Source organism: Streptomyces sp. NPDC092370 (assembly GCF_044755265.1).
In the GTDB taxonomy this organism is placed as follows: domain Bacteria; phylum Actinomycetota; class Actinomycetes; order Streptomycetales; family Streptomycetaceae; genus Streptomyces.
Genome location: NZ_JBIVQO010000001.1, coordinates 532059 through 548681 on the forward strand (window position 1 = coordinate 532059; position 16623 = coordinate 548681).

Below are 16623 nucleotides of genomic sequence, written 5' to 3' on the forward strand. Positions count from 1 at the left end.
CGATTCCCGCACCGGGTGATTTCTTGAGGTCGTGCCTCCTGCGAGAGGGCATGAGGCACAGCCACCCAGGCTACCAGTGGCTCCATCCACGGCCCAAACCCGTTCGTGGTCCTCACCCGTGGGACCATGGAGGCTACGTATCGATCCGACCCGAGACCGCAGACACTGCGGACGCCTCAAGAATCAGGACCCTGCGTGCCCGCGACCCCCAGCCACGTGCCCGAGCCGAGCCGTACCGACCCGGCTCTGATCCGCAACTTCTGCATCATCGCGCACATCGACCACGGCAAGTCCACGCTCGCCGACCGGATGCTCCAGCTGACCGGAGTGGTCGAGCACCGGCAGATGCGCGCCCAGTACCTCGACCGCATGGACATCGAGCGCGAGCGCGGCATCACGATCAAGTCACAGGCGGTGCGTCTGCCCTGGGCTCCGACCCATGACAAGAGCAACACGCACATCCTCAACATGATCGACACCCCGGGGCACGTCGACTTCACCTACGAGGTCTCGCGGTCGCTCGCGGCCTGCGAGGGCACCGTGCTCCTCGTCGACGCGGCCCAGGGCATCGAGGCGCAGACCCTCGCCAACCTGTATCTGGCGATGGAGAACGACCTCAAGATCATCCCGGTGCTGAACAAGATCGACCTGCCGGCCGCCCAGCCGGAGAAGTTCTCCGAGGAGCTCGCCAACCTCATCGGCTGCGACCCCGACGACGTGCTGAAGGTCTCCGCCAAGACCGGCCTGGGCGTCGAGGCGCTGCTCGACAAGGTCGTCGCCGAGGTCCCGGCCCCGGTCGGCGTCAAGGACGCCCCCGCGCGCGCCATGATCTTCGACTCGGTCTACGACTCCTACCGCGGTGTCGTGACGTACGTCCGCGTCATCGACGGGCAGCTCAACAAGCGCGAGCGCATCCGGATGATGTCCACCAACGCCACCCACGAGCTGCTGGAGATCGGGACGAACTCGCCCGAGATGCTCGCCGCGGACGGGCTCGGCGTCGGCGAGGTGGGGTACCTCATCACCGGGGTGAAGGACGTCCGCCAGTCCAAGGTCGGTGACACCGTCACCAGCCAGTCCAAGGGGGCCGAGGAGGCGCTCGGCGGCTACAAGGACCCCAAGCCCATGGTCTTCTCGGGCCTGTATCCGCTGGACGGCTCGGACTACCCGGAGCTGCGCGAGGCCCTGGACAAGCTTCAGCTCAACGACGCCGCGCTGGTCTACGAGCCGGAGACCTCCGCGGCCCTCGGCTTCGGTTTCCGCGTCGGTTTCCTCGGCCTGCTGCACCTGGACGTGATCCGCGAGCGGCTGGAGCGCGAATTCGGCCTCGACCTGATCGCCACCGCGCCGAACGTGGTCTACCGCGTCCTCATGGAGGACGGCAGCGAGCACACCGTCACCAACCCCAGCGAGTTCCCCGAGGGCAAGATCTCGGAGGTCTACGAGCCGGTCGTGCGGGCCACCATCTTGGCGCCCAGCGAGTTCATCGGCTCGATCATGGAGCTGTGCCAGACCCGGCGCGGTGTCCTGCTCGGCATGGACTACCTCTCCGAGGACCGGGTCGAGATCCGCTACACCCTGCCGCTCGCGGAGATCGTCTTCGACTTCTTCGACCAGCTGAAGTCCAAGACCCGCGGCTACGCCTCGCTCGACTACGAGCCCACCGGCGAGCAGACCTCCAGCCTGGTCAAGGTCGACATCCTGCTGCACGGCGACAAGGTCGACGCCTTCTCGGCGATCACCCACAAGGACCAGGCGTACGCGTACGGCGTGCGGCTCGTCGCCAAGCTCAAGGAGCTCATCCCGCGGCAGGCCTTCGAGGTGCCGGTCCAGGCGGCCATCGGCTCCCGGGTCATCGCCCGCGAAACCATTCGTGCCATCCGCAAGGACGTCCTCGCCAAGTGCTACGGCGGTGACATCTCCCGTAAGCGGAAGCTGCTGGAGAAGCAGAAGGAGGGCAAGAAGCGGATGAAGATGGTGGGTTCCGTAGAGGTTCCGCAGGAGGCCTTCATCGCCGTCCTGTCGAGCGATGACAGTGCGGGGTCGGGCAAGGGCAAGAAGTAATCGCGGCTTACCGCGGGTTACACCGCAATCCGGGTTGAACAGGGGCTCGCCGCGTGAAATGCGGCGGGCCCCTGGGCGTACCGGGGTAGTTCTCTGGGTGAAGTGACAGGCCGCTGACCCTTACGCAAGGGCCGGTCGCCCTTTACTCTGTCCCTGCTCGATAGTTACTCACGAGTTAAACAAGGGCTCGTGAGTGAACCCAGCCGCACCTGAGCCAGCCGCACTGTCGCGGGCCCGGAGGATGTCGTGAGCGACACACAGACCCTGATCGAGAACCGTCCGCCGTCCGTGGCGGGCCTCTTCCTGGAGCGCGTAGCGGCCACGCCGGACGCCGAGGCCTATCGGTATCCGGTTCCATCGTCGGCGGGCCAGGGGCCGGACGAGTGGAAATCGCTGAGCTGGGCGCAGGCCGCCGAGCGGGTCTACGCCATCGCGGCGGGGCTCATCGAGCTGGGCGTGCAGCCCGAGCAGCGCGTCGCCCTGGCCTCCAGCACCCGGATCGAGTGGATCCTGGCCGACCTCGGCATCATGTGCGCCGGCGCCGCCACGACCACGGTGTACCCGCAGACCAACGCCGACGAGTCCGCCTACATCCTCTCGGACTCCGAGAGCCGGGTGCTGATCGCGGAGAACGCCGAGCAGCTGGCCAAGGCGAAGGAGAAGCGCGCCGAGCTGCCCGAGCTGACGCATGTCGTGGTCGTCGACGCGGCGGGTGTCGAGACCGCCGACTGGATCCTCACCCTGGACGAGCTGGAGAAGCGCGGCGCGGCCCGGCTGGAGAAGGACGCCGACCTGATCAAGGAGCGGGTCGGCGCGATCGCCAAGGACCAGCTGGCCACGCTCATCTACACCTCCGGCACCACGGGCCGACCCAAGGGTGTGCGCCTGCCGCACGACAACTGGTCGTACATGGCGAAGGCGATCGCCGCGACCGGGCTGGTCGGCCCCGAGGACGTGCAGTACCTGTGGCTGCCCCTCGCGCACGTCTTCGGCAAGGTGCTCACGTCCGGACAGATCGAGGTCGGGCACGTGACCGCCGTGGACGGACGGGTCGACAAGATCATCGAGAATCTGCCGGTGGTGCAGCCGACGTACATGGCGGCAGTGCCGCGCATCTTCGAGAAGGTCTACAACGGCGTGGCCGCGAAGGCCCGCGCGGGCGGCGGCGCCAAGTACAAGATCTTCCAGTGGGCCGCCGAGGTGGCCCGCGAGTACGCCAAGGTCTCCCAGGACAACTTCCGCCGGACCGGGACCGCGTCCGTGCCGTTCGGGCTGGGCGCGAAGCACAAGGTGGCCGACGCGCTGGTGTTCGCCAAGATCCGTGAGGCCTTCGGCGGGAACCTGCGGGCGTGCGTCTCGGGTTCCGCCGCGCTGGCGCCGGAGATCGGCTACTTCTTCGCGGGGGCCGGTGTTCACATCCTGGAGGGCTACGGACTGACCGAGTCCTCGGCGGCGTCCTTCGTGAACCCGGGCGAGGCCTACCGCACCGGCACCGTCGGCAAGCCGCTGCCCGGCACGGAGGTGCGGATCGCCGACGACGGGGAGATCCTGCTGCGCGGCCCGGGCATCATGGAGGGCTACCACAAGCTGCCCGAGAAGACCGCCGAGGTGCTGGAGCCGGACGGCTGGTTCCACACCGGGGACATCGGGGAGCTGTCGCCCGACGGGTACCTGCGGATCACCGACCGCAAGAAGGACCTCATCAAGACCTCGGGCGGCAAGTACATCGCCCCGGCGGAGGTCGAGGGACAGTTCAAGGCGGTGTGCCCGTACGTGTCCAACATCCTGGTGCACGGGGCCGACCGGAACTTCTGCACGGCGCTCATCGCGCTCGACGAGGTCGCCCTCACCGACTGGGCCAAGGACAACGGGCTGGAGGGCAAGTCGTACGCGGAGATCGTCGCCGCGCCGGTGACCGTCGAGATGGTCGACGGGTATGTGAAGCAGCTCAACGAGGGGCTTCAGCGGTGGCAGACCATCAAGAAGTTCCGCCTGCTGCCGCGGGACCTCGATGTGGAGCACGGTGAGATCACGCCGAGCCTGAAGCTGAAGCGGCCGGTGGTGGAGCGGGAGTACAAGCATCTGATCGAGGAGATGTACCACGGCTCTCGCGAATCGTAGGAGGCGGCGGGGGCTGTGTGGCGGCGACGGGCCCGTTGTGGCTCGTCGCGCCCACGCGGCCGAGCCGCACCTTGATACGGCCCCGCGCCCCTAAGGACCCTGTCCCACCCGGCGTTTGAGGTCCCGGACCTCCGCGCGCAGGCGTTCCACCTCCCGGCCTTTGCGGTAGAGGTCCAGGAAGACCCTGACCTTGGCCCTGAGCACCCACGGGTCGAAGGGCTTGGTCACGTAGTCGGCGGCGCCGGTCGCGTAGCCGCGGAAGGCGTAGCCCGAGTCGTCGTCCGCCCCGGTGAGGAAGATGATCGGGACGTTCCGGGTCTGGTCGAGGCGTTTGATGTGGGCGGCCGTCTCGAAGCCGTCCATGCCGGGCATGCGGATGTCGAGCAGGACCAGGGCGATCGGCTGCCGCAGCAGGGCCTTCATCGCCTCCTCGCCCGAACGGGCGCGTACCAGCGGCTCGTCGAGGGAGGCCAGGACGGCCTCCAGGGCCGTCAGGTTGTCCTCCATGTCGTCGACGAGGAGGATTCCGGCGCGTTCGGGGTGAGTGGCCGTGCTGCTCATGCCTCTTCTTCCGTGCCCTCGGAGTCCAGCAGTCCGCACACGACCGTCAGCAGGCCGTCGATGTCCACCGGCTTGGGCACGTGGTCGTCGGCGCCGCGGGCGATGGACTTCTCCCGGTCGCCGGGCATCGCCTTGGCGGTCAGTGCCACGATCGGAAGGCCCGCCCAGCGGGGTGTGCGGCGGATCGCGGAGATGGTCTCGTAACCGTCCATCTCCGGCATCATGATGTCCATCAGGACCAGTTCGACGTCCGGGCTGCGCTCCAGTGTCTCGATGCCCTCGCGCCCGTTCTCCGCGTACAGGACGGTCATGCCGACCCGGCCCAGGACATGGGTGAGGGCGAAGACGTTGCGGATGTCGTCGTCCACGATCAGCACCCGCCGCCCGGCCAGGATCCGGCCCGGCCTGCCGGACGTCCACGCCTCCAGCTTGGTCGGCGCGGGCCACGCGTCGTCCGTGTCGTGGGCCACGGGGAGGGGCCCGGCGGCAGGCTGGAGCGCCACGGGCAGGTCGGTGCGCTGCTCGGGGAGCGGCACGGGAGCCGTGTGACCGGGACTGACCACGGGGACGTAGAGGGTGAACGTGGAACCCTTGCCGGGTTCGCTCTCGGCGACGATCCGGCCGCCGAGCAGGCCCGCGATCTCCCGGCTGATGGACAGGCCGAGGCCGGTCCCGCCGTACTTGCGGTTGGTGGTGCCGTCGGCCTGCTGGAACGCCTCGAAGATCACCGGGAGTTTCTCCGGCGCGATTCCGATGCCCGTGTCGGAGACGGTGAACGCGACGACGTCGTCGGTGTCCCGGACTCCCGCACTCTCGGTTTCTCTCCCACTCTCGACTTTGCTCGAGCGGGGGGACCCCCATCGGGGCTCGCCGTCCTGCACCCGGTCCACCCGCAGCTCGACCTTGCCGTTCGCGGTGAACTTGATCGCGTTGGACAGCAGGTTGCGCAGGATCTGCTGGAGCCGCTGCTCGTCCGAGTACATCTCACGCGGTACGTCCTCGCCCACCGCCAGCTCGAAGGCGAGCCCCCGGTCCAGGGTGAGCGGCCGGAAGGTGGCGTGGACGTAGTCGAGAAGCTTGATCAGCGGCAGCCGTTTGGGACGCACGTCCATCCGGCCGGCCTCGATCCTCGACAGGTCCAGGATGTCGTTGATCAGTTGCAGGAGGTCCGAGCCCGAGCGGTGGATCGTCGCCGCGAACTGCACCTCCTGGTCGGAGAGATGGCCGTCCGGGTTGTCGGAGAGCAGCCGGGCCAGGATCAGCAGGGAGTTCAGCGGCGTGCGCAGCTCGTGCGACATGTTCGCCAGGAACTCCGACTTGTACTGCGAGGACGTGGCCAGCAGGGCGGCCTTCTCCTCCAGTTCGGCGTTGGAACGCTGGAGTTCGCCCTGCTGCTTCTGGAGTTCGTCCGAGCGCTCCTGGAGCTGTCTGGCGAGGCGCTGGGACTCGCCGAGCAGGGACTCCGTCCGGGAGTTGGCAATGATGGTGTTGATGGCGACGCCGATGGTGTTGACGAACTGGTCGAAGAACGCCAGGTGCACATCGGAGAAGCGGGAGAAGGAGGCGAGTTCGATGACACCGAGGAGCTTGTCCTCGAAGAGGATCGGGATGATGACGATCGTGGTCGGAGCCGCCTCGCCCAGCCCGCTGTTGATCTTGATGTAGTCGGGCGGGGCGCCCTCGACCAGGATCCGCTTCTTCTCCCGGGCCGCCTGCGCGACCAGCCCGTGCACCGGCAGGCCGCCGGTCTCGACGGTCGTGTCCTGGGCGGCGCCGTAGCCGGCGATGAAGGCCAGGCCCTTGATCGGCACGGTGGTGCGCGCGGCCGCGCCGTCCTCGTCCGCTTCGGCCAGGTAGAACGCGCCGTACTGGGCGTTCACCAGCGGGGTCAGCTCGCGGAGTATGAGGTCGGCGACCTCCATCAGGTCCCGGTGGCCCTGCATCAGGGCGGCGAGCCGGGCCAGGTTGGACTCCAGCCAGTCCTTCGCGCGGGTCGTCTCGCGGAGGTTGGCCACCATCAGGTTGATGTTGTCCTTCAGCTCCGCGACCTCGCCCTGCGTCTCCACCGTGATCGAACGGGACATGTCGCCCTGGGCCACGGCGGAGGCGACCTCGGCGATCGCCCGGACCTGGGTGGTGAGGTTGGAGGCGAGTTCGTTGACGTTCGTCGTCAGGCGCTTCCAGGTGCCGTACACGCCCTCGACCCGGGCCTGGCCACCGAGTCGGCCCTCGCTGCCGACCTCTCGGGCCACGCGGGTGACCTCCGAGGAGAAGGAGGACAGCGTGTCGACCATGGTGTTGATGGTGGTCTTCAGCTCCAGGATCTCCCCGCGCGCGTCCACGTCGATCTTCCGGGACAGATCGCCCTGCGCCACGGCCGTCGCCACCTGGGCGATGTTGCGCACCTGGGAGGTGAGATTGTCGGCCATGTAGTTGACGTTGTCCGTCAGATCCCGCCAGACGCCGGAGACACCCAGCACCTGGGCCCGGCCACCGAGCCGGCCGTCGGTGCCCACCTCGCGGGCCACCCGCGTCACCTCGTCGGCGAAGGCGCGCAGCTGCTCCACCATCGTGTTGACGGTGTCCTTCAGCTCCAGGATCTCCCCGCGCGCGTCGACCGTGATCTTCTTGGACAGATCGCCGTTGGCGACGGCCGTCGTCACCTGGGCGATGTTGCGGACCTGCGAGGTCAGGTTCAGGGCCATGAAGTTGACGTTGTCGGTGAGCTCCTTCCAGACGCCCGAGACGCCCCGGACCTGCGCCTGGCCGCCGAGGTTGCCCTCGGTGCCGACCTCGCGGGCGACGCGGGTGACCTCGTCGGCGAAGGCGGAGAGCTGGTCCACCATCGTGTTGATCGTGGACTTCAGCTCCAGGATCTCGCCCTTGGCCTCCACCGTGATCTTCTTGCCGAGGTCGCCCTGGGCGACGGCGGTGGAGACGAGGGCGATGTTGCGGACCTGGGAGGTGAGATTGTCGGCCATGAAGTTGACGTTGTCGGTGAGGTCCTTCCAGACGCCCGAGACGCCCCGGACCTGCGCCCGGCCGCCGAGGTTGCCCTCGGTGCCGACCTCGCGGGCGACCCGGGTGACCTCGTCGGCGAAGGCGGAGAGCTGGTCGACCATCGTGTTGATGGTCGACTTCAGCTCCAGGATCTCGCCCTGCGCGTCGACCGTGATCTTCTGCGACAGGTCGCCGTTGGCGACGGCCGTCGTCACCTGGGCGATGTTGCGGACCTGGGAGGTCAGGTTCGACGCCATGAAGTTGACGTTGTCGGTGAGGTCCTTCCAGACGCCCGAGACGCCCCGCACCTGCGCCCGGCCACCCAGCCGGCCCTCGGTGCCGACCTCGCGGGCGACCCGGGTGACCTCGTCGGCGAAGGCGGACAGCTGGTCGACCATCGTGTTGACGGTGAGCTTCAGTTCGAGCAGCTCGCCGGTCGCCTCCACCGTGACCGTGCGTGTCAGGTCGCCGCGGGCCACCGCCGTCGTCACCGCCGCGATGTCCCGGACCTGGGCGGTCAGGCGGGAGGCCATCGTGTTGACCGCCTCCGTGACGTCCCGCCAGCTTCCCGACAGGCCCTGCACCTTGGCCCGGCCGCCGAGCCGGCCCTCGGTGCCGACCTCGCGGGCGACCCGGGTCACCTCGCCGGTGAACAGGGAGAGCTGGTCCACCATCGTGTTCACGGCCCGGCCGAGGCGCCGCAGGTCGCCGCGTAACTCCCGCGTGCCGTCGTGCAGATCGACCCGCTGGGTCAGATCGCCGCCGGCCACCGCGTCCAGTACGCGCGTGGCGTTCGCCGCCGGGGCGACCAGGGCGTCGAGCAGCTGGTTGACGTCGTTGACCCGGGACGTCCACAGACCCTGACCCGGGCTGGCCGAGAGGCGCTCGTCGAGCCGGCCGTGCCGCACCAGCTCCCGTCTGACGCGTCGGGTCTCGGTGGTGAAATGGAGGCTGCGGTCCATGATCTGGTTGAAGACCGCGGTGAGTTCGGCCACCATTCCGTGGCCGGATTCCGGCATCTTGGCGAAGTCTCCGTCACGCGCGGCCGTCATCGCGGCGAGCAGGGGACGCAGATCGGATGCACGAATCTGACCGTCTCCGTGCCGGTCTTCGACCACAGGAGTAGCACTGTTCTCACTCATGGCGGCCCACTTCGGTAACTCGGCGCTTATGGGCGTGGTCAGTCTGTCACTCTGTCGGCATCGACTGTGGCGTATTCGTACGAACTGCCCGGGGAGCTGCCCATGGGGGCCATTCCGACGCAACGGGAGACCGCTTCCCGTGCCTCGCAGGCGCCTGCACACGCTGGGGAGACGCCCGTGCCCGTTCAGGAGGGGCCCGTTTCCGAGGAGCCCGCACCGCCCCCGGAGGTGATCACACCGTCCTCCGGGGCGCTCGCTCCCGATACGCGTGAGCCCGCCCGTGCGATGCCCGGGTCCGCCTCCGAGGCGCCCGTACAGGAGCGCACGCGGGCGCACGCGACCCTGTCCGGCAGCTCTCTCGCGCCGGGCGCCGCCCGCACCCTGGTGCGCGCGGCGCTCGCCGAGTGGACCGGGCTCGGCCTGCCCGGCGCCGGGCACCTCAGCGACCGCCTCGCCGGCGACGCCGCGCTCGTCGTCAGCGAACTCGTCACCAATGCCGTCGTGCACGCCGGCACCGACGTCGAGATGGAGTGCCGACTCGAAGGCGACACCCCGGACACGGCCGCGCTCGTCGTCGAGGTCTCCGACCACCACCCCTCCCGCGCCCCGCGCGGCAGCGAGCCGGAGACACCGCACGACACACCCGAGTACGGGCGTGGCCTGCGGCTGGTCGGCGCGCTCTGCGAGGCGTGGGGGATCACGTACCGCACGGGGCGGAAGACCGTGTGGGCGCGGCTGCCCGCCGGGGGGTGCGCGGCGGGCGAGCAGATCGAGGCGTACGCCGGGGAGCACGCGCTGGCGCGTGGCCTGCGGGTGGCGGAGATCCTGGCGCCCGAACCACGCCAGGTCGGCGAGGCGGGGGAGACCGTCCGGGCCTGGCGTGCCGGGGGAGACCTGTGGGACTCGCGCGAGGGAGGGGAGACATGGGACTCGCGGCAGGGCGGAGAGGCACGCGACTGGCCCGCCCCGCGGGACTCCCGTGACCTGCGTGACTGGAACGACCTGCGGGACTGGCGGGACCGGCACGAGAGCCGGCACGGACGCCACGGGCCCGATGGCGCCTGGCTCGGCCGCGGCGCCCTCTCCTTCCTCGCCGAGGCCTCCGACCTGCTCGCCGGACAGCTCGACGAGGACCTGGTCGCGGCCCTCGCCGGGCAGTTGATCGTGCCCCGGCTGGCCGACTGGTGCGCGGTGTGGCTGGAGGACGAGGCCACCGGTGACGGCTGGAGGGGCGGAGCCGGCGCGGGCGGACCGCGCCTCGCGCGGGTCTGGCACGGCAGTGAGAACCGCATCGAGGAACTGCGCCGCACCCTGGAGAAGGACCCGCCGCACCCGTTCGACCCGATGGGGGCGGCCCCCTTCGAGCGAGGTCGGGAGCAGGGCGGGTCCGGGCCCGTCGCCTACCCCTGGCCCGCCGAGGCGCTCGGTGACGACATCGGTGAGCCCGGCGCGGCCATCGCGTACCGGCTGGTCGCCGGAGGACGCCCGCTGGGCACCCTCGTCATCGGCCGGTCCGGGACGGCCGGCTTCCCCGACGAGATCACCGGCCTCGTCGAGGACCTCAGCCGCCGGGTCGCCCTCGCCATCGGCGCCGCCCGCCAGTACGCCCGCCAGGCCACCATCAGCGCCGTACTCCAGCGCGGGCTGCTGCCGGGCGCCGTGGCCGAGATCCCCGGCGTGCGCAGCGCCCTCGTCTACGAGCCGTGCGACAAGGGCGGGCCGAGCGGTGACTTCTACGACCTGTTCCCGGCCGGCGACGGCCGCTGGTGCTTCGCCGTCGGCGACGTCCAGGGCAAGGGGCCCGAGGCGGCCGTCGTGATCGGCCTGGCCCGGCCCTGGCTGCGGCTGCTGGCCCGCGAGGGCTATCGGGTCGCCGACGTGCTGGACCGTCTCAACCAGCTTCTGCTCGACGACGCCACGGAGGCCGCCGACGCGGCGGCCCGGGCGCTGGTCGCCGCGGGCGCGCGGCCGACCCCGCCCGGTGACGGCCCCCAGACGCGGTTCCTGTCCCTGCTGTACGGGGAACTCGTCCCCTTCGACGGCGGTGTCCGCTGCACCGTCGCCTCCGCCGGGCACCCGCTGCCCCTGCTGCTCGGGGCGGGTGGCGAGGTCCACACGGCAGCGACGCCGCAGACCCTCCTAGGCGTCGTCGAGGACGCCACCTACACCAGTGAGACCTTCGAGCTGCGGTCCGGCGACACGCTCCTGTGCGTCACCGACGGCGTGACCGAGCGCCGCTCGGGCTCCCGCCAGTTCGACGACGGGGACGGTCTCGCGGCGGCGCTGGCCGGGTGCGCCGGACTGGACGCGGAGCTGATAGCAGAGCGGATCAAGCGGCTGGTGCACGACTTCGGGGCGCGGCCCCCGGCGGACGATCTCGCGCTGCTGGTGCTCCAGGCGGAGTGAGCGCTCGGGTGCTGGACAATGGAGGACATGCCTTCCGCACTCCCCGACGGCGAGCCCGTCCCCGACGACGGCGCGCTGCCCGCGTCCGCGCTCGCCGGGGCCGCCGACCGCCCGCTCGGGTTCTACCTGCACGTTCCGTACTGCGCGACCCGCTGCGGCTACTGCGACTTCAACACGTACACCGCGACCGAGCTGCGCGGCACCGGCGGCGTGCTCGCCTCCCGGGACAACTACGCCGAGACGCTGGCCGACGAGATCCGGCTGGCGCGCAAGGTGCTGGGGGACGATCCGCGGCCGGTGCGGACGGTCTTCGTGGGCGGCGGGACACCCACGCTGCTGGACGCCGGTGACCTCGTCCGGATGCTGAAGGCCGTCCGGGACGAGTTCGGGCTCGCGCAGGACGCCGAGGTCACGACGGAGGCGAACCCGGAGTCGGTCGACCCCGCGTACCTGGCGGCTCTGCGCGAGGGGGGCTTCAACCGGATCTCCTTCGGGATGCAGAGCGCGCGGCAGCACGTGCTGAGGGTGCTGGACCGCACGCATACGCCGGGGCGGCCCGAGGCGTGTGTGGCGGAGGCCCGGGCGGCCGGGTTCGAGCACGTCAACCTCGACCTGATCTACGGCACCCCCGGCGAGTCCGACGACGACTGGCGGGCCTCGCTGGACGCGGTGCTGGGCGCCGGGCCGGACCATGTCAGCGCGTACGCCCTGATCGTCGAGGAGGGCACGCAGCTGGCCCGCCGGATCCGCCGGGGCGAGGTGCCGATGACCGACGACGACGTCCACGCCGACCGGTACCTGATCGCGGACGAGGTCCTCTCGGGCGCGGGCTTCGCGTGGTACGAGGTGTCGAACTGGGCGACCTCCGAGGCCGGGCGCTGCCTGCACAACGAGCTGTACTGGCGGGGGGCCGACTGGTGGGGTGCCGGGCCCGGTGCGCACAGTCATGTGGGCGGCGTCCGGTGGTGGAACGTGAAGCATCCCGGGGCGTACGCCGGGGCCTTGGCGGCGGGGCGGTCGCCGGGAGCCGGGCGTGAGCTGCTGTCCGGTGAGGACCGTCGGGTGGAGCGGATCCTGCTGGAGCTGCGCCTGCGGGAGGGGGTGCCGCTCTCCTTGCTGCGCGAGGAGGGGCTCGCCGCTTCGCGCAGGGCGCTGTCGGACGGGCTGCTGCAGGAAGGTCCGTACGAGCAGGGGCGGGCCGTGCTGACACTGCGGGGGAGGCTGCTGGCGGACGGGGTGGTGCGGGACCTGGTGGACTGAGGCAGCTCAGGGCGCTGGTGCCGTGACGAAGTCGATCAGTTCCTCGACCCTGCCCAGCAGCTCCGGCTCCAGGTCCTTGTACGAGTGCACCCCCGACAGGATCCGCTGCCAGGCCGCCCCGGTGTTCTCCGGCCAGCCCAGTGCCCTGCACACGCCCGTCTTCCAGTCCTGGCCGCGTGGGACGCGGGGCCAGGCCCCGATGCCCAGGGACGACGGCTTCACCGCCTCCCAGACGTCGATGTACGGGTGGCCCACGACCAGGGCGTGGTCACTGGTGACGGACCGTGCGATGCGCCACTCCTTCGAGCCCGGGACCAGGTGGTCGACCAGGATGCCGAGGCGGGCGTCCGGGCCGGGGGCGAAGCTCTCGACGATCGACGGGAGGTCGTCGACGCCCTCCAGGTACTCCACGACCACGCCCTCGATGCGCAGGTCGTCGCCCCACACCTTCTCGACCAGCTCGGCGTCGTGGCGGCCCTCGACGTAGATGCGGCCGGCGCGGGCCACGCGGGCGCGCGCGCCGGGGACGGCGACCGACCCGGAGGCCGTGCGGGTGGGACGCGCGGGACCGCCCGGAGCCGGGCGGACGAGGGTCACCACCCTGCCCTCCAGCAGGAAGCCGCGCGGCTCCATGGGAAACACCCGGTGCTTGCCGAAGCGGTCCTCCAGCGTCACCGTGCCCGCCTCGCAGCGGATCACCGCACCGCAGAAGCCGGTCACCGGCTCCTCCACCACCAGACCCGGCTCCGCCGCGACCTCGGGCACCGGCTCGGGCTTCTTCCACGGCGGGGTCAGGTCGGCGGAGTACTGGCGCATTCGAACGACGATAGGAGAAGGCGAACGGCGATCACCGCGACACGCCGAAACGCGCCGCCAGCGCGTCGCGTTGCGCCCGCACGAACGCCGCGTCCACCACCGCTCCGTGACCGGGTACGTACAGCGCGTCCTCGCCGCCCAGGCCGAGCAGCCGGTCCAGGGCGGCCGGCCAGTGCGACGGCACCGCGTCGGGGCCCGCTTGCGGCTCGCCGGACTCCTCGACCAGATCGCCGCAGAACACCACCTCCGGATCTCCCGGCACCAGCACCGCCAGATCGTGCGCGGTGTGCCCGGGGCCGACGTTCGCCAGCAGCACCTGCCGGCCGCCGCCCAGGTCGAGGGTCCACTCGCCGGAGACCAGATGGCCGGGCGCAGCCAGCCGCTCCGCCGCCTCCCCGGCCGTGGGCGCCGCCAGGCCGTGGCGTACCGCGTCCGCGCGCAGCTCCTCCCGGTCCCGCACCCGCGTCAGCACCGCGTCCACGCCGACCGCGCCGAACACCTCGGTGTCCGTGAAGGCCGCCGCCCCGAAGACATGGTCGAAGTGGGGATGGGTCAGCGCGAGATGCGTCACACGGTGACCCGCGGCCGCCCGCGCCTGCGCCCGCAACTTAGCGCCCTCGGCGAGGCTCGACCCCGCGTCGATCATGAGGGCCGCGCCCTCGCCGATCACCAGCCCCGCCGTGCAGTCCCACACCGGCAGCCGGCACCGCCCCACCCCGGCGGCCACGCGCTCCCATCCGAGGTCTTCCCAAGTCACCGTCATACGGCGACGCTAGCGGTGCGCCCCGCCCGGGGCACGGCGCCGCACGACCAGCCTTGCCGGGGGTGTACCCCACCGCCGTACACTGGGCCCGGGGAATGCTGGCACTCGCACCCGCAGAGTGCCAGGCCGGACCGGCAGGGCAGCAGGCTCAGACATCTGGAGGTGTGCGCGATGCTCAGTGAACGCAGGCTTCAGGTGCTGCGCGCCATCGTCCAGGACTACGTCGGCACCGAGGAGCCGGTGGGCTCCAAGGCCCTCACCGAGCGGCACAACCTCGGCGTCTCCCCGGCCACCGTCCGCAACGACATGGCGGCCCTCGAGGACGAGGGGTACATCGCCCAGCCGCACACCAGCGCCGGGCGCATCCCCACGGACAAGGGCTACCGGCTGTTCGTCGACAAGCTCGCCGGCGTCAAGCCGATGACCGCGCCCGAGCGGCGCGCGATCCAGAACTTCCTCGAGGGTGCCGTCGACCTCGACGACGTCGTGGCGCGCACGGTACGGCTGCTCGCGCAGCTCACGCGTCAGGTCGCCGTCGTGCAGTACCCGTCGCTGACCCGCTCGACCGTGCGGCACGTGGAGTTGCTCTCCCTGGCGCCCGCGCGGGTGATGCTCGTGCTGATCACGGACACCGGGCGGGTCGAGCAGCGGGTGGTCGACTGCCCGGCGCCCTTCGGCGAGGCCTCGCTCGCGGATCTGCGCGCGCGCCTCAACAGCCGCGTGGCGAACCGCCGTTTCGCGGATGTGCCGAGTCTGGTGGAGGATCTCCCGGAGGCGTTCGAGCACGAGGACCGGGGTACGGTCTCCACGGTGCTCTCCACACTCCTGGAGACGCTCGTCGAGGAGAACGAGGAGCGGCTGATGATCGGCGGCACCGCCAATCTGACCCGTTTCGGTCATGACTTCCCCCTCACGATCCGGCCGGTGCTGGAGGCGCTTGAGGAGCAGGTCGTGCTCCTCAAGCTGCTCGGCGAGGCGCAGGATCCGGGCGTGACCGTACGGATCGGTCACGAGAACGCCCACGAAGGACTCAACTCCACGTCCGTCGTGTCGGTCGGCTACGGTTCGGGCGGCGAGGCAGTCGCCAAGCTCGGCGTGGTCGGACCGACCCGCATGGACTACCCGGGAACGATGGGAGCGGTACGCGCAGTGGCACGGTACGTCGGACAGATCCTGGCGGAGTCGTAGTGGCCACGGACTACTACGCCGTACTCGGCGTGCGCCGCGACGCGTCGCAGGAAGAGATCAAGAAGGCCTTCCGGCGGCTCGCCCGCGAGCTGCACCCGGACGTCAACCCCGATCCGAAGACCCAGGAGCGGTTCAAGGAGATCAACGCCGCTTACGAGGTGCTGTCGGACCCGCAGAAGAAGCAGGTCTACGACCTCGGCGGCGACCCGCTCTCGCAGGCCGGCGGCGGCGCGGGCGGCTTCGGCGCCGGCGGCTTCGGGAACTTCTCGGACATCATGGACGCGTTCTTCGGCACGGCGTCGCAGCGCGGACCGCGCTCGCGCACCCGCCGCGGCCAGGACGCCATGATCCGCATCGAGATCGAGCTCGACGAGGCCGCCTTCGGCACGACCAAGGACATCCAGGTCGACACGGCCGTCGTCTGCAACACCTGCAACGGTGAGGGCGCGGCCCCGGGCACCTCCGCCCAGACGTGTGACATGTGCCGCGGCCGAGGTGAGGTCTCGCAGGTCACCCGGTCCTTCCTGGGCCAGGTCATGACGTCGCGCCCCTGCCCGCAGTGCCAGGGCTTCGGCACGGTCGTCCCGACGCCGTGCCCCGAGTGCGCGGGCGACGGCCGCGTCCGGTCCCGCCGCACCCTCACGGTCAAGATCCCGGCCGGTGTCGACAACGGCACGCGCATCCAGCTCGCCGGCGAGGGCGAGGTCGGCCCCGGCGGTGGCCCGGCCGGTGACCTCTACGTCGAGATCCACGAGCTGCCCCACGCGCAGTTCCAGCGCCGCGGCGACGACCTGCACTGCACGGTCACGCTCCCGATGACGGCGGCGGCCCTCGGCACGAAGGTGCCGCTGGAGACGCTCGACGGCCTCGAAGAGGTCGACATCCGCCCGGGCACCCAGTCCGGCCAGTCGATCCCGCTGCACGGCCGGGGCGTCACACACCTGCGCGGCGGCGGACGAGGCGACCTCATCGTCCACGTCGAGGTCACCACCCCGACGAAGCTCGACCCCGAGCAGGAACGCCTGCTGCGCGAGCTCTCCAAGCTCCGCGGCGAGGAGCGCCCCACGGGCCAGTTCCAGCCCGGCCAGCAAGGGCTCTTCTCGCGGTTGAAGGATGCCTTCAACGGGCGTTGAGGCGGGTGCTGGGGGGTGCTGCCGGGGGTCCGGGGGTTGTGCCCCGGGTGGGCGCGGTCAGCCGGGCCGGCAGGGGCTCTTCTCGCGGTTGAAGGATGCCTTCAACGGGCGTTGAGGCGGGTGCTGGGGGGTGCTGCCGGGGGTCCGGGGGTTGTGCCCCGGGTGGGCG

10 protein-coding genes are annotated in these 16623 nt (G+C 70.8%); 6 read left to right on the forward strand and 4 right to left on the reverse strand.

From position 1 onward, the window contains the following. Window positions 1-195: 195 nt before the first annotated feature. A complete protein-coding gene (lepA, locus tag ACIQHQ_RS02340) occupies window positions 196-2064 on the forward strand; it encodes a translation elongation factor 4 (protein ID WP_402609242.1) in 1869 nt (622 codons plus the stop codon). A 246-nt stretch (window positions 2065-2310) separates the two neighbouring features. Further along, window positions 2311-4185, forward strand: coding sequence for an AMP-dependent synthetase/ligase (locus ACIQHQ_RS02345; RefSeq protein ID WP_402609244.1), 1875 nt, complete (start codon window positions 2311-2313; stop codon window positions 4183-4185). Between the two features lie 90 nt (window positions 4186-4275). Here the strand turns inward: ACIQHQ_RS02345 and ACIQHQ_RS02350 are convergent, their stop codons facing one another. Further along, window positions 4276-4746 carry a two-component system response regulator gene (locus ACIQHQ_RS02350; protein WP_402609246.1) on the reverse strand — a complete coding sequence of 157 codons (471 nt, stop codon included), beginning with the start codon at window positions 4744-4746 and terminating at the stop codon, window positions 4276-4278. Then, window positions 4743-8888 carry a HAMP domain-containing protein gene (locus ACIQHQ_RS02355; RefSeq protein WP_402609248.1) on the reverse strand — a complete coding sequence of 1382 codons (4146 nt, stop codon included), beginning with the start codon at window positions 8886-8888 and terminating at the stop codon, window positions 4743-4745. Before ACIQHQ_RS02355 ends, ACIQHQ_RS02350 begins: the two co-directional genes overlap by 4 nt. 285 nt (window positions 8889-9173) lie before the next feature. On the opposite strand from ACIQHQ_RS02355, the gene ACIQHQ_RS02360 reads away from it, so the two are divergent. Further along, window positions 9174-11294, forward strand: coding sequence for a SpoIIE family protein phosphatase (locus tag ACIQHQ_RS02360; protein ID WP_402610603.1), 2121 nt, complete (start codon window positions 9174-9176; stop codon window positions 11292-11294). A 27-nt stretch (window positions 11295-11321) separates the two neighbouring features. Further along, complete coding sequence (gene hemW, locus ACIQHQ_RS02365) at window positions 11322-12554, forward strand: radical SAM family heme chaperone HemW (RefSeq protein ID WP_402609250.1); 1233 nt, start codon at window positions 11322-11324, stop codon at window positions 12552-12554. 6 nt (window positions 12555-12560) lie between these two features. On the opposite strand, the gene ACIQHQ_RS02370 is transcribed toward hemW, so the two are convergent. Continuing rightward, complete coding sequence (locus tag ACIQHQ_RS02370; RefSeq protein WP_402609252.1) at window positions 12561-13370, reverse strand: DUF3097 domain-containing protein; 810 nt, start codon at window positions 13368-13370, stop codon at window positions 12561-12563. Between the two features lie 31 nt (window positions 13371-13401). Then, window positions 13402-14133 carry an MBL fold metallo-hydrolase gene (locus tag ACIQHQ_RS02375; protein WP_402609254.1) on the reverse strand — a complete coding sequence of 244 codons (732 nt, stop codon included), beginning with the start codon at window positions 14131-14133 and terminating at the stop codon, window positions 13402-13404. 171 nt (window positions 14134-14304) lie between these two features. Here ACIQHQ_RS02375 and hrcA point away from each other — a divergent pair, with 171 nt between their 5' ends. Continuing rightward, window positions 14305-15321, forward strand: coding sequence for a heat-inducible transcriptional repressor HrcA (gene hrcA / locus ACIQHQ_RS02380; RefSeq protein ID WP_086603820.1), 1017 nt, complete (start codon window positions 14305-14307; stop codon window positions 15319-15321). After that, on the forward strand, window positions 15321-16454 hold the full coding sequence (dnaJ, locus tag ACIQHQ_RS02385; protein ID WP_402609256.1) for a molecular chaperone DnaJ: 1134 nt from the start codon (window positions 15321-15323) through the stop codon (window positions 16452-16454). Before hrcA ends, dnaJ begins: the two co-directional genes overlap by 1 nt. Window positions 16455-16623 lie beyond the last annotated feature (169 nt).